This window comes from Aeromicrobium erythreum, from assembly GCF_001509405.1.
Lineage (GTDB): Bacteria > Actinomycetota > Actinomycetes > Propionibacteriales > Nocardioidaceae > Aeromicrobium > Aeromicrobium erythreum.
Window position 1 is genome coordinate 2,030,030 of record NZ_CP011502.1, and the last position, 26,782, is coordinate 2,056,811.

Annotated in this window: 23 protein-coding genes; 5 read left to right on the forward strand and 18 right to left on the reverse strand. The window is 71.9% G+C overall.

The window, feature by feature from the left end; all coding sequences use genetic code 11:
* The first annotated feature begins 141 nt into the window (after positions 1 to 141).
* The 3 genes from xylB (at position 142) to Aeryth_RS09575 (ending at position 3,921) form a co-directional block, all read left to right on the forward strand.
* Positions 142 to 1,527, forward strand: a complete 1,386-nt coding sequence (xylB, locus tag Aeryth_RS09565) for a xylulokinase (RefSeq protein WP_067857774.1) — start codon at positions 142 to 144, stop codon at positions 1,525 to 1,527.
* Positions 1,528 to 1,609: 82 nt separating this feature from the next.
* Positions 1,610 to 2,770: a xylose isomerase gene (gene xylA / locus Aeryth_RS09570; RefSeq protein WP_067857777.1), complete on the forward strand. Its 1,161-nt coding sequence runs from the start codon at positions 1,610 to 1,612 to the stop codon at positions 2,768 to 2,770.
* Between the two features lie 2 nt (positions 2,771 to 2,772).
* On the forward strand, positions 2,773 to 3,921 hold the full coding sequence (locus Aeryth_RS09575) for an ROK family transcriptional regulator (RefSeq protein WP_067857780.1): 1,149 nt from the start codon (positions 2,773 to 2,775) through the stop codon (positions 3,919 to 3,921).
* A 12-nt stretch (positions 3,922 to 3,933) separates the two neighbouring features.
* On the opposite strand, the gene Aeryth_RS09580 is transcribed toward Aeryth_RS09575, so the two are convergent.
* From Aeryth_RS09580 to Aeryth_RS17945, 17 genes are all read right to left on the reverse strand, one after another.
* The gene (locus Aeryth_RS09580) at positions 3,934 to 5,118 is read right to left on the reverse strand and encodes an ROK family protein (protein WP_067857783.1); all 1,185 of its coding nucleotides are present in this window, start codon (positions 5,116 to 5,118) and stop codon (positions 3,934 to 3,936) included.
* A 52-nt stretch (positions 5,119 to 5,170) separates the two neighbouring features.
* The gene (locus tag Aeryth_RS09585) at positions 5,171 to 6,466 is read right to left on the reverse strand and encodes a sugar ABC transporter permease (protein ID WP_067857786.1); all 1,296 of its coding nucleotides are present in this window, start codon (positions 6,464 to 6,466) and stop codon (positions 5,171 to 5,173) included.
* A gap of 8 nt (positions 6,467 to 6,474) precedes the next feature.
* The gene (locus Aeryth_RS09590) at positions 6,475 to 7,236 is read right to left on the reverse strand and encodes an ATP-binding cassette domain-containing protein (protein WP_067857789.1); all 762 of its coding nucleotides are present in this window, start codon (positions 7,234 to 7,236) and stop codon (positions 6,475 to 6,477) included.
* A 121-nt stretch (positions 7,237 to 7,357) separates the two neighbouring features.
* Complete coding sequence (locus Aeryth_RS09595) at positions 7,358 to 8,440, reverse strand: sugar ABC transporter substrate-binding protein (RefSeq protein WP_067857792.1); 1,083 nt, start codon at positions 8,438 to 8,440, stop codon at positions 7,358 to 7,360.
* A gap of 366 nt (positions 8,441 to 8,806) precedes the next feature.
* Positions 8,807 to 9,994: a methionine adenosyltransferase gene (metK, locus tag Aeryth_RS09600; RefSeq protein WP_067857795.1), complete on the reverse strand. Its 1,188-nt coding sequence runs from the start codon at positions 9,992 to 9,994 to the stop codon at positions 8,807 to 8,809.
* A gap of 83 nt (positions 9,995 to 10,077) precedes the next feature.
* On the reverse strand, positions 10,078 to 11,331 hold the full coding sequence (coaBC, locus tag Aeryth_RS09605; protein WP_067857798.1) for a bifunctional phosphopantothenoylcysteine decarboxylase/phosphopantothenate--cysteine ligase CoaBC: 1,254 nt from the start codon (positions 11,329 to 11,331) through the stop codon (positions 10,078 to 10,080).
* Between the two features lie 10 nt (positions 11,332 to 11,341).
* Positions 11,342 to 11,650: a DNA-directed RNA polymerase subunit omega gene (gene rpoZ / locus Aeryth_RS09610; protein WP_083516376.1), complete on the reverse strand. Its 309-nt coding sequence runs from the start codon at positions 11,648 to 11,650 to the stop codon at positions 11,342 to 11,344.
* Positions 11,651 to 11,686: 36 nt separating this feature from the next.
* Positions 11,687 to 12,283: a guanylate kinase gene (gmk, locus tag Aeryth_RS09615; protein WP_067857804.1), complete on the reverse strand. Its 597-nt coding sequence runs from the start codon at positions 12,281 to 12,283 to the stop codon at positions 11,687 to 11,689.
* Entirely contained in the window at positions 12,273 to 12,596 is a 324-nt protein-coding gene (gene mihF, locus Aeryth_RS09620) for an integration host factor, actinobacterial type (RefSeq protein WP_067857807.1), read from the reverse strand. Before mihF ends, gmk begins: the two co-directional genes overlap by 11 nt.
* Positions 12,597 to 12,657: 61 nt before the next feature.
* Positions 12,658 to 13,101, reverse strand: a complete 444-nt coding sequence (locus Aeryth_RS09625; protein ID WP_067857810.1) for a hypothetical protein — start codon at positions 13,099 to 13,101, stop codon at positions 12,658 to 12,660.
* Positions 13,102 to 13,166: 65 nt separating this feature from the next.
* Positions 13,167 to 14,018, reverse strand: a complete 852-nt coding sequence (pyrF, locus tag Aeryth_RS09630; RefSeq protein WP_083516377.1) for an orotidine-5'-phosphate decarboxylase — start codon at positions 14,016 to 14,018, stop codon at positions 13,167 to 13,169.
* A complete protein-coding gene (gene carB, locus Aeryth_RS09635; protein WP_067857812.1) occupies positions 14,015 to 17,335 on the reverse strand; it encodes a carbamoyl-phosphate synthase large subunit in 3,321 nt (1,106 codons plus the stop codon). Before carB ends, pyrF begins: the two co-directional genes overlap by 4 nt.
* The gene (gene carA / locus Aeryth_RS09640; protein WP_067857815.1) at positions 17,335 to 18,522 is read right to left on the reverse strand and encodes a glutamine-hydrolyzing carbamoyl-phosphate synthase small subunit; all 1,188 of its coding nucleotides are present in this window, start codon (positions 18,520 to 18,522) and stop codon (positions 17,335 to 17,337) included. Before carA ends, carB begins: the two co-directional genes overlap by 1 nt.
* Positions 18,519 to 19,826, reverse strand: a complete 1,308-nt coding sequence (locus tag Aeryth_RS09645; protein WP_067857818.1) for a dihydroorotase — start codon at positions 19,824 to 19,826, stop codon at positions 18,519 to 18,521. The genes carA and Aeryth_RS09645 overlap by 4 nt, the downstream gene beginning before the upstream one ends.
* Complete coding sequence (locus Aeryth_RS09650) at positions 19,823 to 20,788, reverse strand: aspartate carbamoyltransferase catalytic subunit (RefSeq protein WP_067857822.1); 966 nt, start codon at positions 20,786 to 20,788, stop codon at positions 19,823 to 19,825. Before Aeryth_RS09650 ends, Aeryth_RS09645 begins: the two co-directional genes overlap by 4 nt.
* Positions 20,785 to 21,393: a bifunctional pyr operon transcriptional regulator/uracil phosphoribosyltransferase PyrR gene (pyrR, locus tag Aeryth_RS09655; protein WP_067857825.1), complete on the reverse strand. Its 609-nt coding sequence runs from the start codon at positions 21,391 to 21,393 to the stop codon at positions 20,785 to 20,787. Before pyrR ends, Aeryth_RS09650 begins: the two co-directional genes overlap by 4 nt.
* Positions 21,394 to 21,482: 89 nt before the next feature.
* Positions 21,483 to 22,478, reverse strand: coding sequence for a hypothetical protein (locus Aeryth_RS17945; protein ID WP_067857828.1), 996 nt, complete (start codon positions 22,476 to 22,478; stop codon positions 21,483 to 21,485).
* A 142-nt stretch (positions 22,479 to 22,620) separates the two neighbouring features.
* On the opposite strand from Aeryth_RS17945, the gene Aeryth_RS09665 reads away from it, so the two are divergent.
* Both Aeryth_RS09665 and Aeryth_RS09670 read left to right on the forward strand, forming a co-directional pair.
* Positions 22,621 to 23,793 (forward strand): HNH endonuclease, encoded by a 1,173-nt coding sequence (locus Aeryth_RS09665; protein WP_067857830.1) that lies wholly within the window; start codon positions 22,621 to 22,623, stop codon positions 23,791 to 23,793.
* 121 nt (positions 23,794 to 23,914) lie between these two features.
* On the forward strand, positions 23,915 to 25,789 hold the full coding sequence (locus tag Aeryth_RS09670) for a hypothetical protein (RefSeq protein ID WP_067857833.1): 1,875 nt from the start codon (positions 23,915 to 23,917) through the stop codon (positions 25,787 to 25,789).
* Between the two features lie 23 nt (positions 25,790 to 25,812).
* Here Aeryth_RS09670 and Aeryth_RS09675 read toward each other — a convergent pair whose 3' ends face one another.
* Positions 25,813 to 26,781: a glycine betaine ABC transporter substrate-binding protein gene (locus Aeryth_RS09675; RefSeq protein WP_202967655.1), complete on the reverse strand. Its 969-nt coding sequence runs from the start codon at positions 26,779 to 26,781 to the stop codon at positions 25,813 to 25,815.
* Position 26,782: the final 1 nt, after the last annotated feature.

The window sequence follows — 26,782 nt, forward strand, 5'->3', positions numbered from 1 at the left end:
CCGACCGGTCGCGGATGAACGCACGGCGACGCGCGCGGGAGCGCACGCCGAACGGCCGCGCGCACGTCGCGGCTCCCCCGCGCGTGAGACACGTCACGCTGCGCGCTTGACTTCGTTCGGACCCTGAACGAATATGGGGACATGCCCCTCGTCCTCGGCGTCGACTCCTCGACGCAGTCCACGAAGGCCGTCCTCGTCGACGCCGACGACGGCACGGTCGTCGCGTCACGCACGGCCCCTCACCCCGACGGCACCAGCGTCGACCCGCGGGCCTGGCTCGAGGCGTTCGACGCCGCCGCCGGTCCCCTGCTCCCCCGCGCCGCCGCCGTGGCCGTCGGGGGGCAGCAGCACGGCATGGTCGCGCTCGACGCCGAGGACGCGCCCGTCCACGACGCGCTGCTGTGGAACGACACCCGCTCGGCCGCTGCGGCCGCGGAGCTGGTCGAGGAGATCGGCGGACCGGCCGCCTGCGCCGAGGCCGTGGGCAGCGTCCTCGTCGCCTCCTTCACGATCACGAAGCTGCGCTGGCTGCGCGACCATGAGCCCGACGCCGCACGACGCACGACGCGCGTGCTGCTCCCCCACGACTACCTGACGTGGCACGCCGGAGGTCGTCGCTCCGCGCCCGCCACGGACCGCGGCGACGCCTCGGGCACCGGCTACTACTCCGCGGCCGACGGCGCGTACCGCGAGGACCTCCTCGAGCGCGCCCTGGGCCATGCCGCCGGCCTCCCCCGCGTCGCCGGCCCGAACGAGCAGGTCGGCACCACCGAGCACGGCGCCGTCGTGGCTCCCGGCACGGGCGACAACATGGCGGCCGCCCTCGGGCTCGGGCTCGGACCGGGCGACGTGTCGTTGTCGATCGGCACGTCCGGCGTCGCCGCCGCCGTCAGCGACTCCCCCGTCGTCGACCGCACCGGCGTCGTGACCGGGTTCGCCGACGCGACGGGCCGCTACCTGCCGATGGCCACGACGCTCAACGCCGCCCGCATCCTCGACCTGCACGCCCGTCTCCTCGGCGTCGACCACGACGAGCTCGCCGCCCTCGCCCTCGACTCCGTGCCCGGCGCCCACGGCCTCACCGTCAGCCCGTACTACGACGGCGAGCGCACCCCGAACCGGCCCGACGCCAGCGGCACCTGGGCCGGGCTCACCACGGCGACCAGCCGCGCCGACGTCGCCCGGGCCGCCGTCGAGGCGCTGCTGTGCTCCCTGGCCGACGCGCTCGACGCCGTGGCCCAGGGGCTCACCGGGGTCGACCGCGTGCTGCTCATCGGCGGCGGCGCCAAGAGCTCGGCCGTGCAGGCGCTCGCACCGGCCGTGCTGGGACGCGACGTCGTGCTGCCGGCCTCCGCCGAGTACGTCGCCCTCGGCGCCGCCCGCCAGGCCGCGTGGACCCTGTCCGGGTCGGCCGAGCCGCCCGCCTGGCCGCTCGCCGGCACCCGGGTGCTCCAGGCGGAGCCGACCCCGGCCGTCCGCGACGCGTACGCCGCGCTGCGCGACCGCGCGCCCGCCCTGACTCCCTGACCCGCCCCCCCTGACCCGGCAGCACGACAGCCGCACCGACGACCCACCACCGACCACCGCACCACCCACCGAGAGGCGCACCATGTCCGTCCCCACCCCGACCCCCGCCGACAAGTTCTCCTTCGGCATCTGGACCGTCCAGTACGCCGGTCGCGACCCGTTCGGCGACCCGACCCGCGCGCCGATGGACCCGGTCCACGCGCTCGAGAAGCTCGCCGAGATCGGCGCCTACGGCGTGAACTTCCACGACGACGACGTCGTGCCCTTCGGCTCCTCGACGTCCGAGCGCGACGCCATCCTCGGCCGCTTCCGCCAGGGCCTCGCCGACACCGGCCTGGCCGTGACGACCGCGACGACGAACCTGTTCGGGCACCCCGTCTTCAAGGACGGGGGGTTCACGTCGAACGACCGCGCCGTGCGCCGGTTCGCGCTGCGCAAGGTCATGCGCAACATCGACCTCGCCGCCGAGCTCGGCGCCCAGGTCTACGTGTGCTGGGGCGGGCGCGAGGGCGCCGAGAGCGGAGCAGCCAAGGACGTGCAGGCTGCGCTGTCGCGCTACAAGGAGGGCTTCGACCTCCTGGGCCAGTACGTCGTCGACCAGGGCTACGACCTGCGGTTCGCGATCGAGCCCAAGCCGAACGAGCCCCGCGGCGACATCCTGCTCCCGACGATCGGCCACGCCCTCGCCTTCATCGACAGCCTCGAGCGTCCCGAGCTCGTGGGCGTGAACCCCGAGATCGGGCACGAGGAGATGGCCGGGCTGAACGCCGCGCACGGGTACGCGCAGGCGCTGTGGCACGACAAGCTCTTCCACATCGACCTCAACGGCCAGACCGGCCCGCGCTACGACCAGGACTTCCGCTTCGGCGCCGGCAACGCCCGTGGCGCGTTCTGGGTCGTCGACACGCTGCTCCAGGGCGGCTACGACGGACCGGTGCACTTCGACTTCAAGACGCCGCGCACCGAGGACGAGGACGGCGTGTGGACGGCGGCCGCCGCGTGCATGACGAACTACCTGGTGCTGCGCGAGAAGGCGCTCGCCTTCCGCGCCGACCCCGACGTGCAGGAGGCGCTCGCCGCGTCGCGCGTCGGCGAGCTGGCCACGCCGACCCTGGCCGAGGGCGAGACCTGGCAGGACCTGCAGGCCGCGCCGGAGGAGGACCCGGAGACCCTCGGCTCTCGCGGCATGGCCTTCGAGCGGCTCGACCAGCTGGCGCTCGAGCACCTCTACGGGGTGCGCTGAGCATGCCCCCGGCCGCCCCCGACCAGCTGCGTCGCGCCAACACGGCCCTCGTGCTGCGCACGCTGCGCGACCACGGCCCTGGGAGCCGGTCGGCGCTCGCGCGTCGCACCGGCCTGGCCAAGGCCACGGTGGGGGCGATCGTGGGCGAGCTCGCCGAGCACGCCGTCGTCGTCGAGGGCGAGGCGTCCTCGCAGGGCCGGGGTCGACCGTCGACCCCGGTCGGGCTGGTCGCCGGCAGCGTGCTCGGTCTCGGGCTCGAGGTGAACGTCGACTACGTGGCGGCGGCGCTCGTCGACCTCGCCGGGTCGCGCGTGCTCACCACGACGCGCGAGGTGCCGCAGGGCGGCGACGCCCTCGACGTGCTGGAGGGCCTCGCGCTAGAGGTCCGGCGCGAGGCCCCCGGGCGCATCGTCGGGGCCCACCTCGCCGTCCCCGGCCTGGTCGAGCGCGACCACGCGACCGTCCGGCTCGCGCCGAACCTGGGCTGGACGGACACCCGGCCCGGCGACCGGCTCGCCGCGTCGCTGGGCCTGCCCGTGCAGGTCGACAACGACGCCAACCTCGCCGCCGTGGCCGAGGCGACCCACGGCGCAGCACGCGGCACGGCGTCGTCGCTGTACATCACCGGCACCGTCGGCATCGGTGGCGGGATCGTGCAGGACGGTCGGCTCGTGCGCGGGTCCGGGTTCGCCGGCGAGGTCGGGCACATGCCCGTCGGACAGCCCGACCGTCGGTGCGCCTGCGGCCGGCTGGGGTGCTGGGAGGCGACGGTCGGTCTGCGGCCGACGCTCGCGGCCGTCGACGTGACCGGCGAGGGCACGCCCATGGAGCGCGCAGCCCAGGTCGCGAAGCGCGCGTCGACCGACCCCGCCGCCGCCGACGTCCTCCGGTCGCTGGCGACCGACCTCGGCCGCGGCCTCGCGGCCCTGTGCACGGTGCTCGACCCCGAGACCGTGGTGCTGGGCGGCTACTTCCAGCCCCTGGCCCCCTGGATCCTCGACGACGCGGACGCCACGCTGGCCGACCGGCTGCCGTCGGCCGACGCGCACCGACCGACGCTGCGGGTCGGCGAGCTGGGCATCGAGGCCGCCGCGCTGGGTGCCGCGGAGCAGGCGCTGGCCGACGTGCTCAGCGGCGTCGCCGCGCTCTGAGCCGTCCGGCGCTCAGGCGACGACGAGCGCCGACTCGACGTCGAGCTGGGCCTGGCCCAGGCAGCTGACCGGGTCGGCGAGCAGCCGGCCGAAGGCCGTCTCCGCCGCACCCAGCAGCACCGCATCGGGCCCGAGACCGGGCAGCGCGACCCGCACCAGCTCCTGGGGCGCCACGAGCGCGGCGTCGTGCAGGGTGCGGTCGACCTCCTCGCCCACGAGGGGGTAGAGCGAGCGCAGGAACCCGCCCAGGACGATGACCTGCGGGTTGAGCAGGTTGACGACGTTCGCGAGCCCGCGACCCAGGAGCCGGCCGACCTCGCGGAGGTCCTCGTCGGCGCTCGTCAACGCGTCGAGCACCTCATCGAGCGACGCGACCCGGTCGGCCGGGCACCCGATCGCCTCGGCGATGGCGTGCGCACCGACCTGCGTCTCCCAGCAGCCGCGGTTGCCGCAGTGGCACTCGCGACCCTGCGGGTCGAGCGACAGGTGACCGATCTCGCCCGCGTAGCCGCCTGCGCCGACGAGCCGGTGCCCGCCCACGATCACACCGGCTCCGACGCCGACCTCGCCCGAGAGGTACACGAGATCAGCCACGTCGACGCCCGCACCGCGAAGATGCTCCGAGAGCGCGCCGAGGTCGGCGTCGTTGCCCACCTCGACCGGGGCGATCCGGCCGAGGCGCTCGGACAGGATCGCGCTGAACGGCACGTCGACCCAGCCGAGGTTCGGGGCGAGCCGCACCATGCCGTCGGACCGGCGCACCACGCCGGGGACGGCCATGCCGACGCCGACGAGCGCACTGCTCGGGGCGGCGTCGCGCACCACGAGGCGCAGCATCGCGTGGATGGCGTCGGCGACCGCGTGCGGGTCGCGCGAGGCCGGGATGGGGCCGGTGGCGCGGGCGAGCACCGTGCCGCCCAGCCCGACGCGGGCCACGGCCAGGCCGTCGACCCGCACGTCGACAGCCAGCACGTGGGCTCCGTCCGGGGTCGGGACCACGTCGGGCGAGGGGCGGCCGGCGCCGTTGCGCACGGCGGCCGACCGCACCTGCTCGGCCAGGCCGAGGGACTCCAGCTCGGTCACCAGCCCCGCGATCGTGCTGCGGTTCAGGCCCATGTGCGTGGTGAGGTCGGCCCGGGACACGCGGCCCCGCAGGTGCACCTGGCCGAGCAGCGTGCCCAGGTTGTGCCGTCTCACGGCCTCCTGGTTGGTGCCCGCCCCCCCGCGGGCCCGCGTCTGCACGGTCGGCTCAGCTCACGCCCGACGCCGACCGGCGACGGCGCGACAGGGCGTCCACGCTGGCGGCGAGCAGCAGCACGCCTCCGGTGACGACGTAGTTGATCCAGCTGGCCTGGTTGAGCAGGCCGAGACCGTTGGCGATCGTGGCGATCACGACACCGCCGATGACGCCGTCGCGCGCCTTGCCCTTGCCGCCGAAGAGGCTCGTGCCGCCGATGACCGCCGCACCGACGGCGTACAGCAGCGTGTTGCCGCCACCGGACGACGGCGAGACCTTGCCGGCGTACGACGCGGCGATGATGCCGCTGATGGCTGCCGTCGACGTGCAGATGACGAAGACCGAGATGCGGATGCGGTCGACGTTGATGCCCGCGCGTCGAGCGGCCTCGCGGTTGCCGCCCACGGCGTACACGTGACGTCCGTAGCGGGTCCGGCTGAGCAGGAAGGTGAACAGCACCAGCAGCGCACCCACCACGAGCAGCACGTACGGCACACCCTGGATCGGGAAGTTCGGGTTCCGGCTGCGGTCGACGTTGAGCAGCGCCGTGAGGCCCAGCACGACGACCGCCAGGCCGGCGATCTTGACGAGGATGAGGCTGAGCGGCTGGTGCGCGAGACCGCGCTGCACCTGCGTGCGGTGACGCAGCAGCGTGAGGGCCGCGAACAGGACCACCACGGCGACCGCGACGATCCAGCCGACGGTGACGGGCACGTTCTTGATGGTGATGCCGCGCAGGACCGGGTCGGCCACACGGACCGAGCCGCCCTGGCCGATCATCTTCAGCAGCACGCCCTGCAGGGCCAGGAAGAAGGCCAGCGTGACGACGAAGCTCGGGATGCCGAGCTTGGCGACCAGCGCGCCGATGAACGCACCGAGCACCATGCCGACGACGAGCGCGCCGACGACGGCGACGTACCAGGGCAGTCCGTGGTCGTCGATCGCCAGCGCCGCGACCGCGGCGCCGACCGCCCCCGCGACACCCGCGGACAGGTCGATGTCGCCGAGCAGCAGCACCGGGATGAGCGCCATGGCCAGGACGCAGATCGCGCCGGCCTGGGTGATGAGGTTGGCGATGTTCAGCGCGGTCAGGAAGGTGTCGCTGAGCGAGCCGAAGACGATGAAGAGGACGACGAGGCCCAGCGTCGCGGGCAGGGCGCCCATGTCGCCGCCGCGCAGGCGGTTGAGGTAGGCCTGCCAGGCCTCGCCGAGCGTCGTGGTCTGGCGCGAGTCGATCGCGAAGTCGGAGTCGGCGAGGCCGCTGCCGGCGTTCTGGGCGGGCTGGGTGCCCGTGGATGACGTGGTCATGGTGCCTCTCAGACGGATGCGAGCCCGAGGTCGCCCGAGCGACCCGCGGTGATGAGCTCGACGACCTGGGTGTTGGTGACGTCCTTCGTGGCGACGTCGGCGGCCACGCGGCCGAGGTACAGGGTGGTGATGCGGTCGGCGACCTCGAAGACGTCGACCATGTTGTGGGAGATCAGCACGACGCCGAGTCCCTGGTCGGCGAGACGGCGCACGAGGTCGAGGACCTGGCGGGTCTGGGCGACGCCCAGGGCCGCGGTGGGCTCGTCGAGCAGCACGACCTTGGAGTTCCAGAGGACCGACTTCGCGATGGCGACGGTCTGGCGCTGTCCGCCGGACAGGCTGGCGACGCTCTGGCGCACCGACTTGACCGTGCGTACCGACAGCGACGCGAGGGTCTCGCGGGCGCGGGACTCCATGGTGGCCTCGTCGAGCTGCGGACCCTTCATGAGCTCGCGGCCGAGGAACATGTTCTCGACGATGTCGAGGTTGTCGCAGAGGGCGAGGTCCTGGTAGACGACCTCGATGCCGAGGTCGGCCGCGTCGCGGGGGCCGTGGATGTCGACCGGCTTGCCCTCGAAGTAGCGCTGGCCGGTGTCGGCGGAGTAGATGCCGGCGATCGTCTTGACGAGCGTCGACTTGCCGGCGCCGTTGTCGCCGACGAGCGCCGTGACCTGGCCGGGGTAGACGGCGAAGTCGACGTCGTGCAGGACGTGGACGGCGCCGAAGCTCTTGTTGATGCCGCGCAGCTCCAGCAGCGGGTTGGTGGTCATGGGGATGTCTCCAGGGAGTCGCAGGAGGGCGGTCGGACGGTGCGGGCGCGAGCGCGCCCAGCGTGACTCCCGCGGGGGACGGTCTGGCAGGACCGTCCCCCGCGGGACGTCGGGGTGGACGTCAGCTGATGCCGGCGTCCGCGCAGAGCTTCGCGAAGTCGTTGGCGCAGAGGTCGTCCTTGCTGACGCCTCCGTCGTCGACGACGTCCTTGACGTTGTCCTTCGTGATGGACTGCGGGGTCAGGAGGATCGAGGGAACCTCACGCTTGCCCTCGGAGTCCTCGGTGGTGCCGTTGGTCTCGGCCTTGTCGCCCTTGGCGAGCGCGATGGCCGCCTTGGCGAGCGCGCCGGCCTCCTGCGTGGCCGACTTGTACACCGACATGCACTGGTCGCCCTTGAGGATGTTCTGCAGGCCCTCGACCGTGGCGTCCTGGCCCGTGACCGGGACCTTGCCCGCCTGGCCGTTCTTCTGCAGGATCGAGATGACCGAGCCGGCGAGGCCGTCGTTGGCCGCGTAGACGCCCTGGACGTCGCCGTCGACCTTCGTGTACAGCTGCTCGAAGATCGTGACGGCCTGCTCGTTGTCCCAGTCGGGGACGGCCTGCTCGCCGACGTTCTTGTACTTCGTGTTCTTGTCGAGGACGCTGTGCGCACCCTCGGAGAACAGCGTCGCGTTGTTGTCGGTGGGCGAGCCGTTCAGGTAGATGACGTTCGCGTCCTTGTCGCCGAGGCACTGCTCGAGACCCTGGCCCTGCAGCTCGCCGACCTTGGTGTTGTCGAACGAGACGTAGTAGTCGGCCGAGCCGCCCAGCGTGAGCCGGTCGTAGTCGATCGTCTTGACGCCCTGCTGCGCGGCCTTCTCCTCGATGGAGGCACCGGAGTCGGAGTCGAGGTTGACGATCGCGAGGACGGTGACGCCGTCGGCGATCATGCTGTCGGCGATGGTGGCCATCTTGTCGGCGTCGCCCTCGGCGTTCTGGATCTCGTACTCGACGCCGGCCTCCTTGAACGCCTTCTCGAGCGCGGGACGGTCGGCCGACTCCCAGCGCACCGAGGACTTGGTGTCGGGGAGGATGACGCCGATCTTGCCCGCGTCACCCTTGCTGTCGCTGCCGTCGTTCCCCGAGTCGCTGCTGCCGCAGGCGCTCAGCATGAGCGTGGCACCCATGAGCCCGGCCAGCACCAGATTGCGCGTCCGCTTCACACGAACCGCCTCCTTGATTCATCTCGCGCGACACGGAGACGACATCTGATCGACACCCGGACGCAATTGTTGTTTGCGTGAACCTATCGCGTGATCGGGGTCACGTCCAGCATCTTCGGACAATTTCGTGTCGCGGACAACGAATTTCTTCCGCAGCCCCCGCCCGAGCGGTAGGTGAGACGCGGAACGCGGGTTCGCGGTAGCCGACCGGCGCTACCGGGCCTCGATGACGCGGGCTACCTACCGCCCCACTGGCCGAGCGACGAGCGGGACCACGACCGACCACATCACCGCAGCCGCAGGACGAAGCCCTGACGCACCACCGCCCGCCATCCGGGCGGATGGCGGGCGGTGGTGGCGTGCGGGTCAGGCGTGCGCGGCGGCCTTGAGGGCCTCGGCGCGGCCGGTGTCCTCCCACGGCAGGCCGGGGCGGCCGAAGTGGCCGTAGGCGGCGGTCTGCGCGTAGATCGGGCGGAGCAGGTCGAGGTCGCGGACGATGGCGCCGGGGCGGAGGTCGAAGACCTCGAGGACGGCCTCACGGATCTTGTCGACCGGGACCGTCTCGGTGCCGTAGGTGTCCACGTAGAAGCCGACCGGCTTGGCGACGCCGATCGCGTACGCGACCTGGACCTCGGCCTTGGTGGCGAGGCCGGCGGCGACGATGTTCTTCGCGACCCAGCGCATGGCGTACGCGGCGGAGCGGTCGACCTTGCTCGGGTCCTTGCCGGAGAACGCCCCGCCGCCGTGGCGGGCGTAGCCGCCGTAGGTGTCGACGATGATCTTGCGGCCGGTCAGGCCGACATCGCCCATGGGTCCGCCGATGACGAAGCGACCGGTGGGGTTGACGTGCAGCTTGTAGTCGCTGGAGTCGATGTCGTACTGGCCGAGCACGACGTCGATGACGTGCTTCTTGATGTCGCCGCGGAGCTGGGCGTCGAGGTCGATGCCCTCCTCGTGCTGCGTGGACACGACGATGGCCTCGACGCGCTTGGGCTTGTCGTCGTCGCCGTACTCGATGGTGACCTGCGTCTTGCCGTCGGCGCGCAGGTAGGGCAGCGTGCCGTCCTTGCGGACCGCGGTCAGCTGCTCGGCGAGGCGGTGCGCGATGGTGATCGGCAGCGGCATCAGCTCGGGGGTCTCGTCGATCGCGAAGCCGAACATGAGGCCCTGGTCGCCGGCGCCCTGCAGGTCGAGCGGGTCGACGGAGCCGTCGGCGCGGTTCTCGAACGCGGTGTCGACGCCCTGGGCGATGTCGGGGCTCTGCGCGTCGAGGGTGATCTGCACGGCGCAGGACTCACCGTCGAAGCCCTTGACGGAGGAGTCGTACCCGATCTCCAGGACGCGGTCGCGGGCGATGCGCGCGATGTCGGCGTACGCCTCGGTGGTCACCTCGCCGCCGACGAGCACGAGGCCCGTGGTCACGTACGTCTCGCACGCGACACGGCTCTTGGGGTCCTCCGCCAGCAGCGCGTCGAGGACGCTGTCGCTGATCTGGTCGGCGATCTTGTCGGGGTGGCCCTCGGTCACCGACTCGGACGTGAAGAAGCGGCTCACTCGATCTCTCCTGTTGGCTGGATGCGCTGGCGCCCGACGGCGTCGGGCGGTGGGCGGGGTGACTCCCCGGAGTGTAACGACGCTCAGCGCGAAGGGTTCTGCCGTCCCGCGCGTCGGACGATCTCGTCCCACAGCGTGTGGGCGAGCCTGGACTTCGAGCCGGGCGGCACCGGCACCTCGCTGCCGTCGGCGGCCAGGATGACCGCCTCGGTGTCCTCGCGTCCGAAGACCTTGCCCTCGCTGACGTCGTTGACGACGAGCAGCTCGCAGCCCTTGCGCTCGAGCTTGGCGCGACCGTGGCCGGCGACGCTGGCGTTCTCGTCGCCGGTCTCGGCGGCGAAGCCGACGATGAACGGACGTCGCGCGTCGCCGCGGTCGCGGACGAGGCCGGCGAGGATGTCGGGGTTCTCGACGAGCTCGACGACCGGTGTGCGCCCGTCGTCGCGCTTCTTGATCTTGCTGCCCGAGACGTCCGCCGGCCGGAAGTCGGCGGGTGCGGCCGCCATGACGACGACGTCGGCGCGGGCCGCGGCGCCGACGACGGCGGCGTGCAGCTCGGCGGTGGTGACCACCTCGACGACGTCCACGCCGGCCGGGGCGGGCAGCCCGACGTTCGCGGCGACGAGCGTGACGGTGGCGCCACGCGCGACAGCGGCCTGCGCGATGGCGATGCCCTGCAGGCCCGACGAACGGTTGCCGAGGTAGCGCACGGGGTCGAGGAACTCGCGGGTGCCGCCCGCGGAGACGACGACGTGCCGCCCGGCGAGGTCCTGGTCGTGGGCGTCGAGCACGTCGTGGCAGACGGCGAACAGCTGGTCGGGCTCCGGGAGCCGACCCTTGCCGGTGTCGCTGCCCGTGAGCCGGCCGGCGGCGGGCTCGACGACGAGCACGCCCCGCGAGCGCAACGTCTCGACGTTGGCCTGCGTGGCCGCGTGCTCCCACATCTCGGTGTGCATGGCCGGCGCGAGCACCACGGGGCACCGCGCGGTCAGCAGGGTGTTGGTGAGCAGGTCGTCGGCGAGGCCGTGCGCGGCCTTGGCGAGCAGGTCGGCGGTCGCCGGTGCGACGACGACGAGGTCGGCCCCCTGGCCGAGCCGCACGTGGGGCACCTCGTGCACGTCGGACCACACGTCGGTCGCGACGGGCTGGCCGCTCAGCGCCTCCCAGGTGGGGGCGCCGACGAACTGCAGCGCGGACCGGGTGGGCACGACGCGGACGTCGTGGCCCGACTCGGTGAACAGGCGCAGCAGGGACGCCACCTTGTAGGCGGCGATGCCCCCGCCGACGCCCAGGACGACGCGGGGACGTCGGACGTCGCCCGGAACGGGTTCGCTCATGCGGGGCAGGTCAGACCTGGGACGACGCAGCAGCCCCGTTGCTCTGGTAGCCCTCGCTGCCGTCGGTCTCCTCGACCGTCAGCAGGTCCGCGTTGATCTCGCGCAGGGCGATGGAGAGCGGCTTCTCCTGGACCTCGGTCTCGAGCAGCGGCCCGACGTACTCCAGCAGGCCCTCGCCGAGCTGGGAGTAGTACGCGTTGATCTGACGCGCGCGCTTGGCGCTGTAGAGCACCAGCTTGTACTTGGAGTCGGCCTTGTCGAGCAGGTCGTCGATGGGCGGGTTCGTGATGCCCTCGGCCACGGAACGCGTGCTGGTCACTGTGCCTCGCAGAGAATGGATGGCGGAAAGTTCGGGTCAGGCCCGCGCGGGCCCGTCGAACAAGTCTATCAACTCCCGGCACGCGGCCCGGACGTCGGTGTTGACGATCGTCAGATCGAACTCGGCCTCGGCGGCGAGCTCCTCGCGGGCGGTGCGCAGGCGGCGCTCCCGCTCCTCGGGCCCCTCGGTGCCGCGCCCCACGAGACGCCGCTCGAGCTCCTCGAACGACGGCGGCGCGAGGAAGCACATGAGGGCGTCGGGCATCGCCCGACGCACCTGGCGCGCGCCCTGCAGGTCGAGCTCGAGCAGGGCGGGCTCCCCCGCGTCGAGGCGCTCCTCGACCGGGCCGCGCGGCGTGCCGTAGCGGTGGCGACCGTGCACGACGGCCCACTCGAGCAGCCCGTCGGTCTCGACGAGCCGGTCGAACTCGGCCTCGCTGACGAAGTGGTAGTGCACGCCCTCCTGCTCACCGGGACGCGGCGGCCGGGTGGTGGCCGACACGGAGATCCAGATGTCGGGCCGCTCCTCGCGCACGCACGCAGCGACCGTCCCCTTGCCGACCGCGGTCGGGCCGGCGAGGACGACGAGCCGGGAGCGGACGGGTGACTCGGACGTGGCCGGGTCAGCGCTCACGGCTGCCGAACTCGCGCAGCAGCGCCTGCACCTGGTTGACGCCGAGGCCCCGCAGCCGCCGGCTGTCGGCGATGCCGATGCGGTCCATGATCTCCTTGGCGCGGACCTTGCCCACGCCGGGCATCGACTGCAGCAGGTCGCTCACCTTGAGCTTGGCGATGACGTCGTCGACCCGGGCCTCGTTGATCACGTCGGCCAGACTGGCGCCGGAGTGCTTGAGGCGGTTCTTCACCTCGGCGCGCACCTGCCGGGCCTGCGCGGCCTTGGCGAGGGCGGCCTGCCGCTGCTCGGGGGTCAGCTGTGGGAGGGCCACGATGTCGTCCTCTCTCGTGCCGGGCGCGTCGTCGGGCCGGCGTGGGCGGGATGCGGGGCGGTCACTTGAGGGTGATCTCGCACTCGGTCTTCGCGTTCTTGACGACGGCGGTCCGCTGCGCCGACGTGTCGTTGAACTTCTCGTAGGCGTCGTTGAGGGTGCTGAGCTGGGTCTCGTCCAGCTTCGCCACGACGGCCTTGTCCTTCATGTCCTCCAGCGGGAGGCCGACCTTCTTCTGCGCCGCGAGCACGCCGTCGGTGACGTCGGCCAACGCGGCCCAGTCCTTGCGGACGGACGACGGCGCCTCCTTCGAGACGCTCCGGAAGGCCTTCGCGTACGCCGTGTAGCCGGCGTCGGTGCGGGTCTTGCCGAAGGAGTTGAGCGCGTCCGCGTTCTTCTCGATGGCCGAGCAGTACGGGCTCTGGCCGCCGCACCCGGTGAGCAGCAGGGTCGTCAGCGCGGCCGCGGCAGCCGTGGCGACGTGCTTCGCACGGGGTCGCGTCATGCGGGTCTCCTCGAGGGGTCGGGATGCTCTGACCAGGGCCGACGGACGTCGGCCACGAGGGGAGCCTACAACTGCAGGGAGTCGTTCACGGCGACGGCGGCGTCGCGCAGTGCGGCCACGTCGGGTCCGGCCTGCAGCACCTGTCGCGACGTCGACGGCAGCACGTACCGGGTGACGCCGTCGAAGATGCGTCGCAGGTCGTCGACGGTGCCGCCCTGGCTGCCGAACCCCGGCACGAGCAGCGGCCCGTTCACGTCGAGGTCCTCGTCGGTCGAGCCGATGGTGGCGCCCACGACGGCGCCGTAGGAGCCCATCGGGGTCGCGCCCGCGTTCGCCTCGCGCAGCGCCGCCAGCACGTCGCCGGCGACCGTTCCAGTCTGCCGCCCACGGCCCGGCACCCCCGCCGGGCGGCCGTGCTGCACGAGGGCGTGCTGCACCTGTGGACCCTCGGGGTTGGAGGTCAGCGCGAGGACGAAGACGCCGGCGTCGTTCTTCTCGGCCTCCTCCAGGAACGGCGCGAGCGACCCGAACCCGAGGAACGGGCTCACGGTCACCGCGTCGGCCGCCATCGGGCTGTCCTCGTCGAGGTAGGCCTCGGCGTAGGCGGCGGCGGTCGAGCCGATGTCGCCGCGCTTCACGTCGAGCACGGTGAGCGTGCCGGTGTGGCGCAGGTCCTGCAACGTGCGCTCCAGGATCGCGACGCCGCGCGACCCGAACCGCTCGAAGAACGCCGACTGCGGCTTCACGAACGCGACCTGGCCTGCAAACGCCTCGACGCAGGTCGCGGCGAAGCGGTCGAGCCCGTCGAGCGTGTCGCCGACCCCCCACGCCTCGAGCAGCGAGGCGTGGGGGTCGATGCCGACGCAGACCGGCCCGTACGCGTCCATCGCGGCACGGGCCCGCGAGCCGAAGCTCACGACGCCGTCACCTGCGCCGCCCAGTCCTGCAGCGAGCGGACCCCGACGCGCTGCTCCAGCAGTGCCTCGATGCCCTGCACGGCGGCCGCCAGGCCCTGGACCGTCGTGATGCACGGGATGCCCTCGGCCACTGCGGCCGTGCGGATCTCGTACCCGTCCATGCGGGCGTTCGTGCCGGCGGAGATGCCGTGCGGGGTGTTGATGATGAGGTCGACGTCCTGCTCGCGGATCTTGTCGACGATCGTCGACGGCTCCTGGCCGGGCAGCGGCGTCTCGTGCAGCTTGCGGATCACCGTGGCCTGCACGCCGTTGCGCGCGAGCACGACGGCCGTGCCGCTCGTCGCGAGGATCTCGAAGCCGAGGTCCGCGAGCCGCTTGATCGGGAAGATCATGTGCCGCTTGTCGCGGTTGGCGACCGAGACGAACACCTTGCCCGCCGTGGGCAGGCCGTTCTGGGCGCCGGCCTGGCTCTTCGCGAACGCGGTGCCGAACGTGGTGTCGAAGCCCATCACCTCGCCGGTCGAGCGCATCTCCGGCCCGAGCAGCGTGTCGACGTAGGTGCCCTCGTAGGTGCGGAACCGGTTGAAGGGCATCACGGCCTCCTTGACCGCGATCGGCGCGTCGTCGGGCAGCAGGCCACCGTCGCGACCCGTGGGCAGCAGGCCCTCGGCGCGCAGGTCGGCGATCGACTCCCCCAGCATGATGCGGGCGGCGGCCTTCGCGAGCGGCGTCGCCGTGGCCTTGGAGACGAACGGCACCGTGCGGCTGGCCCGCGGGTTCGCCTCGATGACGTAGAGGATGTCCGAGGACAGCGCGAACTGGATGTTCACGAGGCCGCGCACCCCGACGCCGCGGGCGATGGCCTCCGTGGCCTCGCGGATGCGGTCGACCTCGAGCCCGCCGAGCGTGATCGGCGGGAGCGCGCACGCGGAGTCGCCGGAGTGCACCCCGGCCTCCTCGATGTGCTCCATGACCCCGCCCAGGAACAGCTCCTCGCCGTCGAACAGCGCGTCGACGTCGATCTCGATCGCGTCGTCGAGGAACCGGTCGACGAGCACCGGACGCTCGGGCGTGATCTCCGTGGCGCGCGAGATGTACTCCTCGAGCGTCTGCTCGTCGTACACGATCTCCATGCCACGGCCGCCGAGCACGTACGACGGGCGCACCAGCACGGGGTAGCCGATCTCGTCGGCGATCTGCTTGGCGTGCTCGAACGTCGTGGCCATGCCGCTCTTGGGCGCGACGAGGCCGGCGGCGTCGAGCACCTGGCCGAACGCGCCACGCTCCTCCGCGAGGTCGATCGCCGACGGCTGCGTGCCGACGATGGGCACGCCGGCGGCCTCCAGGCCCGCGGCCAGGCCGAGCGGCGTCTGGCCGCCCAGCTGCACGACGACGCCGGCCACCGGGCCCGCCTGCTGCTCGGCGTGCACGACCTCCAGCACGTCCTCGAGCGTCAGCGGCTCGAAGTAGAGCCGGTCGGCGGTGTCGTAGTCGGTCGAGACCGTCTCGGGGTTGCAGTTGACCATGACGGTCTCGTAGCCCACCGCGCTCAGCGCCTGCACGGCGTGCACGCACGAGTAGTCGAACTCGATGCCCTGGCCGATCCGGTTCGGGCCGCTGCCGAGCACCAGCACCGCCGGCTTCTCGCGCGGCTCGACCTCGGTCTCCTCGTCGTAGGAGGAGTAGTGGTACGGGGTGCGCGCCGCGAACTCCGCCGCGCACGTGTCGACCGTCTTGTAGACCGGGCGCACGCCGAGTGCGTGCCGCACGCCGCGCACGACGTCGGCCGACATGCCGCGGATCCGGCCGAGCTGCGCGTCGGAGAAGCCGTGCCGCTTCGCGCGGCGCAGCAGCGCCGGCGACAGCTCGGGCGCCTCGATCAGCTCCGTGGCCACCTCGTTGATGAGGGCCAGCTGGTCGACGAACCACGGGTCGATGCTCGTGGCCGCGAAGATCTCGTCGGGCGTGGCGCCGGCGCGGATCGCGTCCATGACCTTCTTCAGGCGGCCGTCGTGCGGGCGCCTGATCTCCTCGAGCAGGCTCGCCTTGTCGAGCTCGACCCACTCCTTGCTCCAGTCGAACTCCGCACCCGGGCGCTCCAGCGAGCGCAGCGCCTTCTGCAGCGCCTCGGTGAAGCTGCGGCCGATGGCCATCGCCTCGCCCACGGACTTCATGTGCGTCGTGAGGGTCGAGTCGGCCGCGGGGAACTTCTCGAACGCGAACCGCGGCACCTTGACCACGACGTAGTCGAGCGTCGGCTCGAACGACGCGGGCGTCTCGCGCGTGATGTCGTTCGGGATCTCGTCGAGCGTGTAGCCGATGGCCACCTTCGCGGCGATCTTCGCGATCGGGAAGCCCGTGGCCTTGGAGGCCAGCGCCGAGGACCGCGACACGCGCGGGTTCATCTCGATGACGACGATGCGCCCGTTCTCGGGGTTGACCGCGAACTGGATGTTGCAGCCGCCGGTGTCGACGCCGACCTCGCGGATGACGCCCAGGGAGATGTCGCGCAGCCGCTGGTACTCGACGTCGGTGAGCGTCAGGGCCGGGGCGACGGTGATCGAGTCGCCCGTGTGCACGCCGACCGGGTCGAAGTTCTCGATCGAGCAGACGATCACCACGTTGTCGGCGGTGTCGCGCATGACCTCGAGCTCGTACTCCTTCCAGCCGAGGATCGACTCCTCCAGGAGCACCTCGGTGGTGGGGCTCAGCGCGAGACCGGACCCGGCGATGCGGTGCAGGTCCTCCTCGTCGTAGGCCAGGCCCGAGCCGGACCCACCCATCGTGAACGACGGGCGCACGACGACGGGGTAGCCGCCCAGCTGCTCGACGCCGGCGAGGCACTCGTCCATCGTGTGGCAGATGACCGAGCGGGCCACCTCCGCGCCCCACTCCTTCGGCAGGCCCTCGACGATCCGCTTGAAGATCTCGCGGTTCTCGCCCTTCTCGATCGCCTCGACCGACGCGCCGATCAGCTCGACGCCGTACTTCTCGAGCGTCCCGGCCTTGTCGAGCGCGATGGCCGCGTTCAGCGCGGTCTGGCCGCCGAGGGTGGCGAGCAGGGCGTCGGGGCGCTCCTTCGCGATCACCTTCTCGACGAACTCGGGCGTGATCGGCTCGACGTACGTGGCGTCGGCGAACTCGGGGTCGGTCATGATCGTCGCCGGGTTGGAGTTCACGAGGATCACGCGGATGCCCTCCTCGCGGAGGACGCGGCACGCCTGGGTGCCGGAGTAGTCGAACTCGCAGGCCTGCCCGATGACGATCGGGCCGGAGCCGATGACGAGGATCGAGGAGATGTCGGTGCGCTTGGGCATCAGTCGGTCACCTTCGCGTGGTCGGGGGCGTGGTCGGCCATGAGCTGGACGAACCGGTCGAACAGGTACGCCGCGTCGTGCGGTCCGGCGGCGGCCTCCGGGTGGTACTGGACGCTGAACGCGGGTCCGTCGACGAGCGCGACGCCCTCGACGACCTGGTCGTTGAGCCCGACGTGGGTCACGTGCGCGTCGCCGTAGGGCGTCTCGAACGTCCCGTCGAGCGGTGCGTCGACCGCGAAGCCGTGGTTCTGGCTGGTGATCTCGACCTTGCCCGTCGTGCGGTCCTGCACCGGCTGGTTGATGCCGCGGTGCCCGTACTTCAGCTTGTACGTGCCGCGACCGAGGGCGCGGCCGAGCATCTGGTTGCCCAGGCAGATCCCGAAGTAGGGGATGCGCCGCTCGAGCACCTCGCGCAGCACGCCGACGACGTGGTCGGCGGTGGCCGGGTCGCCAGGCCCGTTGGACATGAAGACACCGTCGGGCTGCACACCCAGCACGTCGTCGATGGTCGACGACGCGGGCAGCACGTGCACCTCGATGCCCCGCTCGGCCAGGCGGCGCGGAGTCATGCCCTTGATGCCGAGGTCGACGGCGGCCACGGTGAACCGCTTCTCCCCCACCGCGGGCACCACGTACGGCTCGGGCGTCGTGACGTCGTCGAGGAAGCTGGAGCCCTCCATCGAGGGCGCCTCGTTCACGAGCGCGACGAGCGCGTCGAGCGAGCCCCCGACGTGCTGCGGGTCGCTGCTGATCGCGGCGCGCATCGAGCCCCGCTCGCGCAGGTGACGCGTGAGGGCGCGGGTGTCGACCGCGCTGATGCCGACGACGCCCTGCTCGGTCAGCAGGTCGTCGAGCGACCGGTTCGAGCGCCAGCTGCTGCGCACCCGGGAGGGATCGCGCACGACGTAGCCGTCGACCCACACGCGTCTGGACTCGAAGTCCTCGTCGTTGACGCCGGTGTTGCCGATGTGCGGCGCCGTCATGACGACGATCTGGCCGCGGTAGGAGGGGTCGGTCAGCGTCTCCTGGTAGCCGGTCATCCCGGTGGCGAAGACGATCTCGGCGATCGTCGTGCCCTGCGCGCCGAAGGACTTGCCGCGGAACGCGCGACCGTCCTCGAGCACGAGCACGGCGGGGGCGCCGGGCTCCGCGCGGCGCGAGGAGCCGCTTTCGTCGGTGTGGGTCATGCGTGGACTCCTTCGGTCAGCTCGCCGGACAGGACGGTGGGGACGCCGCGCAGGAACGTGGCGACGACCCGGCCGGGCAGCTCGTGCCCGGCGTAGGGGGTGTTGCGCGACAGCGACGCGGTGTCACCGGGCGTGACGGTGCGCGTCGCGGACGGGTCGTAGAGGACGACGTGCGCCGGCTCGCCGACGGCCAGCGGGCGGCCGTGCTCGGCGACCCGGCCGATGCGCGCCGGGCGCGCCGACATCGCCTCGGCGACCTGCTCCCAGGTGAGGGCGCCGGTGTCGACCATCGTCTGCTGCACGATCGACAGCGCCGTCTCGAGGCCGATCATCCCGAAGGCGGCGGCCGCGAACTCGCACTCCTTGTCCTCCATCGGGTGCGGTGCGTGGTCGGTCGCGACGATGTCGATCGTGCCGTCGGCCAGGCCCTCGCGGACCGCGGCGACGTCGTCGGCGGTGCGCAGCGGCGGGTTGACCTTGTAGATCGGGTCGTAGCTGCGGACCAGCTCGTCGGTGAGGAGCAGGTGGTGCGGCGTGACCTCCGCGGTCACGTCGATGCCCCGGCTCTTCGCCCAGCGGACGATCTCGACGGAGCCGCGCGTGGAAAGGTGGCAGACGTGCAGGCGGGAGCCGACGTGCTCGGCGAGCAGGACGTCGCGGGCGATGATCGCCTCCTCGGCGACCGCCGGCCAGCCCACCAGGCCGAGCTCGCCCGACAGCGCGCCCTCATTCATCTGAGCGCCCTCGGTGAGCCGCGGCTCCTGTGCGTGCTGCGCCACGACGCCGTCGAAGGCCTTGACGTACTCGAGCGCGCGGCGCATCAGCACCGCGTCGGACACGCAGATGCCGTCGTCGGAGAAGACGCGCACGCCTGCGGCGGAGTCGGCCATGGCGCCCAGCTCGGCGAGGCGCTCGCCCTTCAGCCCGACGGTGACGGCGCCGACGGGCTGGACGTCGCAGAAGCCGCCCTCGCGGCCGAGGCGCCAGACCTGCTCCACGACGCCCGCGGTGTCGGCGACCGGCGAGGTGTTCGCCATCGCGTGCACGCAGGTGAACCCTCCGCGCGCGGCGGACTGCGTGCCGGTGAGCACCGTCTCGGCGTCCTCGCGGCCCGGCTCGCGCAGGTGGGTGTGCAGGTCGACGAGACCGGGCAGCGCGACGAGGCCGTCGGCGTCGACCACCGTGACGTCCTGCGCGTCGACGTCGAGGTCGGCGCCGATCGCGACGATCACGCCGTCGCGCAGCAGCAGGTCGGTGGGGTCGCCGCCGAGCGGTCGCGCGTCGCGGAGGAGGTAGGCGGTCATGCGGTTCCTTCGTTCGAGCCGTCGGCGGGTGCGCCGCCGAGGAGCAGGTAGAGCACGGCCATCCGCACCGCGACGCCGTTGGTGACCTGCTCGACGATCACGGAGCGGTCGGAGTCGGCGACGTCGGCACTGATCTCCATGCCGCGGTTCATCGGGCCGGGGTGCATGACCACCGCGTGGTCGGGCAGCCGGTTCATGCGCGCGCGGTCGAGGCCGTAGCGGCGGCTGTACTCGCGGGCGCTCGGGAAGTAGGCGGCGTTCATCCGCTCCCCCTGGACCCGCAGCATCATCAGCGCGTCGGTGCCCTCGAGCGTGGCGTCGAGGTCGTAGGAGGTGCTGACCGGCCACGTGTGGACGCCGACCGGCAGCAGCGTGGGCGGCGCGACGAGCGTGACGTGCGCACCGAGCGTGTGCAGCAGGAGCGCGTTGGAGCGGGCGACGCGGCTGTGCAGCACGTCGCCGACGATCGTGATCCGCTTGCCGGCGAGGTCGGCACCGGTACCGGTGCCGTGGGTCAGGTGGCGACGCATCGTGAACGCGTCGAGCAGGGCCTGGGTGGGGTGCTCGTGCGTGCCGTCGCCGGCGTTGACCACGGCCCCCTTGGTCCACGCCTCGTGGGCCAGCCGGTGGGGTGCACCCGATGCTCCGTGGCGGACCACGACCGCGTCGGCACCCATGGCCTGCAGCGTCAGCGCGGTGTCCTTCAGGCCCTCGCCCTTGGACGCGCTCGAGCCCTTGGCGGAGAAGTTGATGACGTCCGCCGAGAGCCGCTTGGCCGCCGCCTCGAAGCTGATGCGGGTGCGGGTGGAGTCCTCGAAGAAGAGGTTGACGACCGTCCGGCCGCGGAGCGTCGGGAGCTTCTTGATGGGCCGCTGCGCGACACCCAGCAGCTCCTCGGCGGTGTCGAGGATGCGGACGGCCTCGTCGCGGCTCAGGTCGCCGGCGCTCAGCAGGTGCTTCACGCGACCCCTCCTCGGATCGTCACGGAGTCGGCCTGGTCGTCGACCTCGGCGAGCCGAACCCGCACCTTCTCTACGAGCGACGTCGGCAGGTTCTTGCCCACGAAGTCGGCGCGGATCGGCAGCTCCCGGTGGCCGCGGTCGACGAGGACCGCCAGCTGCACCGCCTTCGGCCGACCGAGGTCGGCGAGGGCGTCGAGCGCCGCGCGGATGGTGCGACCGCTCATCAGCACGTCGTCGACGAGCACGACCGTGCGTCCGTCGACGTCCTCGGGGATCTCGGTGTGCTCCAGCGACCGCACCGGACCGCTGTGCAGGTCGTCGCGGTACATCGTGATGTCGAGCGCGCCGGCGGTGATCGTCCGACCCTCGACCTCGCTCATGCGGGCCGCGATACGGCGCGCGAGCGGCACGCCCCGGGTGGGGATGCCGAGGATGACGAGCCCGTCGGCGTCGCGGTTGCGCTCGAGGATCTCGTGGGTGATCCGGGTGAGGGCCCGGGAGATGTCGGTCTCGTCGAGGACCGTGCGACCGGCCTCGTCTGCGGCGGAAACGCCGGGTGCCGGGTCACGCGTGTCAGGACCGGGAGTGCCGTCGGGCACGACCATGTCTGACCTCCTTCTCCGCCTCACGGGACGGTGGTTAAAGGACGTCGGATGGAACGGCTCGAGCCTAGCAGCGGCGGACCGCGGGCCGATCAGGGGTCGGGGGTGGCGGACAGGGCGTGGGTGCGGGCCTGGAGGTGGGCGACGAGACGCTGCCTCTCGGGCTCCTGCAGCTCGTCACCGACCGCAACGGTCCAGGACCAGCGGTCGTCAGACCAGCCGGTCGCGACGGTTCCGCGCGCCGCGGGTCCTTCCTCACCCTCGTCCGCATCCTCGTCGTCCTCCGCCTCGAGAGGGACGCGAAGCACCGAGAACCAGGCTGATGCGTTCCAGTGCAACGAGACGGCCCCGTCGCCCACGACGTACGCCTCAGCCGTGCCCGCGCTGGTCACGGAGAGGGAATCGAGACCGAGGCCGGTCACGAGCGCCGCCGTCGCCTCCCGGTTGCGCGCCATCACGGTCGCGGCGTCCTCGGACGGGTCCACGTAGTCCACGCCTCCGGGGCCGGTCCCGTACGGTCCGTCCCAGACGAAGAGCGCGGGCGGGTGTGGATCCACGACCGCCAGCTCCTCCCACCGGAAGTTGAGCTCGTACGCGCCCTCACAAGCCAGGAGGCGGCCGTCGCTCCCGTCGACGACGTACCGGACCTCACCGGCACCTTCCGGACGGATGAGTCGGACGTCCCACGCCTCGCGACCGAGGTGGGTCGTGCGTCGAAGCGGAGCCGCTAGCTCGGCGGGGCCGTGTCGCCAATCTCCGGCGATGAGCCAGTCGACCGGTCGAGGTCGCGCCAGCGCGCCTCCGAACGGAGCATGCATCGCCATCGCTTCGCGGCCGACCCGCTCGGGTACGTCCTCGTCGGCCTCGTCGTGGTGGAAGAGGTATCCCACCCGATCACCCTGGATGGCCCACGGGCGGCCGGACTCGTCGTCGACACGCCACCGATGGCCGTGCTTGCGGACGTGGAAGCGCGTGAGCTCCTCAGAGTCCTCGTCCAGCCGGACCGCGAGCACGCCCTCGATGGGTTCCTCGGACGCCTCCCCCGCCACCATGCGGACGAGGATCTCCAGCCACTGCGCGTCGGTCATGGAGGAAGCGTCGCACGCGCGAGGTCCGACGAGGTCGTGGACAAGTTCAGGACCTTCGGATGGTCTCGAAACCGCTGGAATCAGAGCAAGAACAGGACCCGATCGACTGTGCTTTCGAACGTCTTTTCGGTATCATGGAGACATGTCCAGCACGCAGCTCGCCGACCGGCTCGAGGCCGTCGCCGCCGAGCTGCGCGCCTACCCGACGCCCACCGATGCGTTGCGGCTGCTGCAGGGACTCTCGAACGCGATCGACGCGGAGAAGGTGGTCCTGGTCGCGGAGGTCGATGAGCACCGGGACTTCGAGGCCGAGGGTTGCTCGAGCCTGAAGAACTGGCTGCGTGACCAGCTCCACCTCGACGGCAGACAGGCGGGCCAGCTGGTCCGCTCCGGCCGGACCCTGCGGGACATGCCCGACCTGGAGTCACTCGCCGTCGAAGGTGCCGTCTCCCTGGACCACGTCGACGCGTTCACCTACGCCGCCAAGCACATCGACCCGATGGTCGTCGAGCAGTGCATGAACCCACTGCTCGACCTGGCCACCCACGCGGCACCCACGACCGTGCGTCAAGCCGTCAAGAAGTTGCGCGCCACCGCCCACCCCGACGAGCTCGACGAGGCCTGGATCAAGGGCATGGACCGCCACGACCTCAAGGTCTCCGTCGTCGGCGACGGCGTCGCCGTCACCGGGTTCCTGCCCTTCGACACCGGCACCAAGCTCAAGACCGTCCTGCAGTCACTGTCCGCGCCCACCTGCGCCGAGGACGACCGACCCGTCAGCATCCGCCGCGTCACCGCCCTCGACGCCCTGCTGTCCTCGGTACTCGACTCCGGCCTGCCCCAGGACAAGGGCGTGCGCCCCCACGTGGACCTGACCGTCGACCTGTCCCGGCTCGCTCACAACCCCGAGACCGCCACCGCCGAGCTCGCCGGCTTCGGCACCATCGGCCCCACGCAGCTGCAGCAGATGCTCTGCGACGCCGACCTCACCCCCATCCTGACCGCCGGCAGACACGCCGTCCTCGACGTCGGCAGAACCCACCGCCTCGCCACACCCCACCAACGCAAGGCCGTCGTCAACCGACAAGGTGGCACCTGCGCCGGACCCGGCTGCCACGGACCCGTCGTCCACGTCCACCACGTCGAGTACTGGTCCGACGGCGGACCCACCGACCTCGCCAACCTCATCGGGCTCTGCCCCAGATGCCATTCCGCGGTGCACCAAGGGTTCTTCACCATCGACCCCGACACCCACCAGACCCACCGCACCCTGCGCACCCAACGCACCAGTACCCGCCGCGCCCGAGCCGGCTGAGGGCCTGGAGAACGTCGGACCCCCGCCCGACACTCCAGGCTCGCCGGCCACCCGCGCGTGCTCATGCGGCTCTACCTTCGCGGCTGAGGGCGCCGCCGACCAGGTCTCCTAGGGTGGGCGCGTGCACGACACCCCGGCCCCTCGCTCGTCAGCGCGACGCTGGGGCCGGCTCCGCGTCCCCACGCTCGTCCTGACCTTCGGCCCCGCCGTCATGGTCGCGCTGGTCGTCCTGCTCACCTGGACAGAGTCCGCTGGCTACCTGCCCACCCTCGAACAGGTCGTCTCCTGGGAGGAGACCGCCGGCTCCGTCACGTTCGGACTCTTCGCCGCCGCCGTCGTCCTCGCCTGGTGGGCCCCGCGCGTCGCCGCCGTCCTCACCCTCGTCGCCCTCTCACCCCTCGGCGACCCAGGCCCCGGGTTCGTCGTCCGGCACCTGTGGCTCGGTTGGCTCGCCGTCGTCGTCGCCGACGTCATGCTCCGGCGCGCCCAGGCACGGGTGGGCCGCCCCGCAGGCCACCCGCTGCCGGACGACGTGCTGAGCCTCGGCCGTCGCAGCGACCCCTGGCGTGTGCCACGGCGCGTGACCGCAGGCCTCCTCGTCGTCGCGAGCCTCACCGCGATGCTCCTCTGGCTCGACCGCCGCGCCACCTTCATCGACCTCGGTGAGCGCGGCCGTCCTGCCGCCGCCGTCGTCACCGGCGTCGACACGTTCGAGGACAGCCTGGACGTCCGCGTCGGCTCCCGGACGTACGACTTCTGGGTCGACGACGCGAGCACCTACCGCGAGGGCCAGGACGTCACCGTCATGGTCGACCCGCTCGGCGAGGAACGACCGTGGGGGCTCGGCAACGCCGACCCCGACGACTGGTCGATGCTCCCGATGCTCACCGGAGTCCTCCTGGGAGTCGCGGTGCTCCTCAGCGCCGCCGGCCCCGTACGCAAGGCGCGACTGCTGCTCCAGTTGGCTCCCGGGCGACCCGGCTGGGACGTCGAGGTCGAGCCGTACGGCCCCCACCTGCTCGTGAGGCCGCTCGACGACGACCGGCCCGTCGCCCTGCTCCTCACGCCGGAGCCCCTCGACGAGCGACCGGGAGGGCTGCCGCCCTGGCTGAAGAGCTGGTGGCCCTCCGAGCTCTGGTTCCCGGATGCGTGGATCGGCGACCCGAGCACCCTCGACGACGTCTGGGACGAGATCGACGGGGACGACGACGCCCCGCAGGACGCTCCCGCACGTCGTCCGGCGACGGTGCACGGACTCGAGCGTCTCGGCGGCGCCACCCTCGTGGTCCTCGAGGACGGCACGGGACTGCTGTCCACCCGCGCGTCGCGCGACCCTGTCACGGTCGGCTCCCTCGCGCACCGGGTCGGCGACGCGCTGGACGGGCTCGGCCGATCCCGGCAGTCCCTGCGCGTCGAGCCCACGCCTCGCCATCCACGGACGACCTCGACGGCCCGTGACGCCGGGCGCCCCTCGCCGCTGCGCCACCTGCTGCCGCTGGTCTCCGCGCTGGTCCCCATCGGTGCCGTGGGCGTCTTCCTCACCGTGCTGTGGTTCTGGCGCACCCTCCCTCCTGAGGAGGGGGTCCCGGGCTGGTTCCTCGTGGTGCTCGCTGCGGCGTTCGTCGGAGAGGGCGCTGCGCGACTGCTCCACCTCGGCGCCCGTCCGGTCACGACGTACGAGGGTGTCGTGCAGCTGCACGACGTCTACACGACGCTGCACGTGCCGGGGACCCTCGTCGCCGACGTACGCCGACGGCCCTGGTACCTCGCGATCGACATCGCCGGCACCCGGAAGACCGTGAGCGTGCACGACCGGCCCGCGTGGGGTCGGCTCGACGCCATGGCCGACGACGTGCGTCAGTGCGCCGAGACGTCGACGGTCGACGGCACGGTCAGGCGACGACCCAACGCCGGTGTCCTCGCCGCCCTACTCGGCGCGAGTGCTGTCGTCGGCGCCACCTGGATCGCCACCGGCGGCATGCTGCCGCTCGTGTGAGTCGCCGTCCAACGGACCGCGCGCTACTGCACCAGCCCCTCGGACTTCAGCCAGTCCCGCGCGACGATGGCCGGGTCCTGGCCCTCGACATCGACCTTGGCGTTCAGCTCGAGCATGACGTCGTTGGTCAGCTTCGGGAGCACCTGGGCGAAGATCTCCTCCACCTCGGGGTGCTCCTTCAAGAACGACGTGCGGGCGACGAAGCTCAGGTTGTACAACGGGAAGAACTCCTTGTCGTCCTCCAGCACCCGCAGCTTCAGCCCCGGGATGCGGCCGTCGGTCGTGAACACCTCGCCGAAGTTGCAGGTGCCGCGCGCGGTCGCCGTGTAGATGACGCCCGTGTCGAGGGTCGTCACCTTGCCGAGGTCGGCCTCGGTGAGTCCGTACGTCTTCAGCATCGGGACGAAGCCGTCGTCGCGCTTGGCGAACTCGCTCTCGACGCAGAACGTGCGCTGGTCCTTCGGCAGGTCCTTCAGCTGCGAGAGCTTGGTGATGCCGAGCTCCTCGCCCTTCTTCTCGGCGATCGCGAACGCGTACGTGTTGTTCATGGGGGCGTAGGGCAGCCAGGTCAGCCCGTTCTTCAGGTCCGCGTCGTAGACGGCCTTGTACTGCTGCTCCTCGCCCTTCACCGGCTTCTGGTTGCCGAGGTAGTTGATCCAGCCGGTGCCCGTGTACTCCGGGGAGATGTCGACGCGACCGTCGAGCAGCGCCTGGCGGACGCCGAAGCTGCCGGGCGTGTTGCTGAGGTTCGTGACGTCGGCACCGGCCACGCTCAGCACCGTCGACATCATGTTGCCGAGCACGAGCTGCTCGGTGAAGTCCTTCGCCGCCACGGTGACCGGGACGCCCTCGAGCGACTTCACCCGCTTGATGGTGCCGGGCTCGGCGCCGAGCACCGCTCCCGACGCCGACTGCAGGCCGCAGCCGGCCAACCCCAGGCAGGCCAGGGCGACGGCGGACGTGACGAGCTTGCTGCGCAGGTGACCTCGCACG

Coding starts and splice junctions, on each gene's coding strand:
- coaBC (WP_067857798.1), bottom strand. CDS start 11,331: ATGAGCGAACCCGTTCCGGGCGACGTCCGACGTCCCCGCGTCGTCCTG.
- xylB (WP_067857774.1), top strand. CDS start 142: ATGCCCCTCGTCCTCGGCGTCGACTCCTCGACGCAGTCCACGAAGGCC.
- xylA (WP_067857777.1), top strand. CDS start 1,610: ATGTCCGTCCCCACCCCGACCCCCGCCGACAAGTTCTCCTTCGGCATC.
- Aeryth_RS09585 (WP_067857786.1), bottom strand. CDS start 6,466: ATGACCACGTCATCCACGGGCACCCAGCCCGCCCAGAACGCCGGCAGC.
- Aeryth_RS09575 (WP_067857780.1), top strand. CDS start 2,773: ATGCCCCCGGCCGCCCCCGACCAGCTGCGTCGCGCCAACACGGCCCTC.
- carB (WP_067857812.1), bottom strand. CDS start 17,335: ATGCCCAAGCGCACCGACATCTCCTCGATCCTCGTCATCGGCTCCGGC.
- carA (WP_067857815.1), bottom strand. CDS start 18,522: ATGACCCACACCGACGAAAGCGGCTCCTCGCGCCGCGCGGAGCCCGGC.
- pyrR (WP_067857825.1), bottom strand. CDS start 21,393: ATGGTCGTGCCCGACGGCACTCCCGGTCCTGACACGCGTGACCCGGCA.
- Aeryth_RS17945 (WP_067857828.1), bottom strand. CDS start 22,478: ATGACCGACGCGCAGTGGCTGGAGATCCTCGTCCGCATGGTGGCGGGG.
- Aeryth_RS09665 (WP_067857830.1), top strand. CDS start 22,621: ATGTCCAGCACGCAGCTCGCCGACCGGCTCGAGGCCGTCGCCGCCGAG.
- Aeryth_RS09625 (WP_067857810.1), bottom strand. CDS start 13,101: ATGACGCGACCCCGTGCGAAGCACGTCGCCACGGCTGCCGCGGCCGCG.
- Aeryth_RS09590 (WP_067857789.1), bottom strand. CDS start 7,236: ATGACCACCAACCCGCTGCTGGAGCTGCGCGGCATCAACAAGAGCTTC.
- Aeryth_RS09645 (WP_067857818.1), bottom strand. CDS start 19,826: ATGACCGCCTACCTCCTCCGCGACGCGCGACCGCTCGGCGGCGACCCC.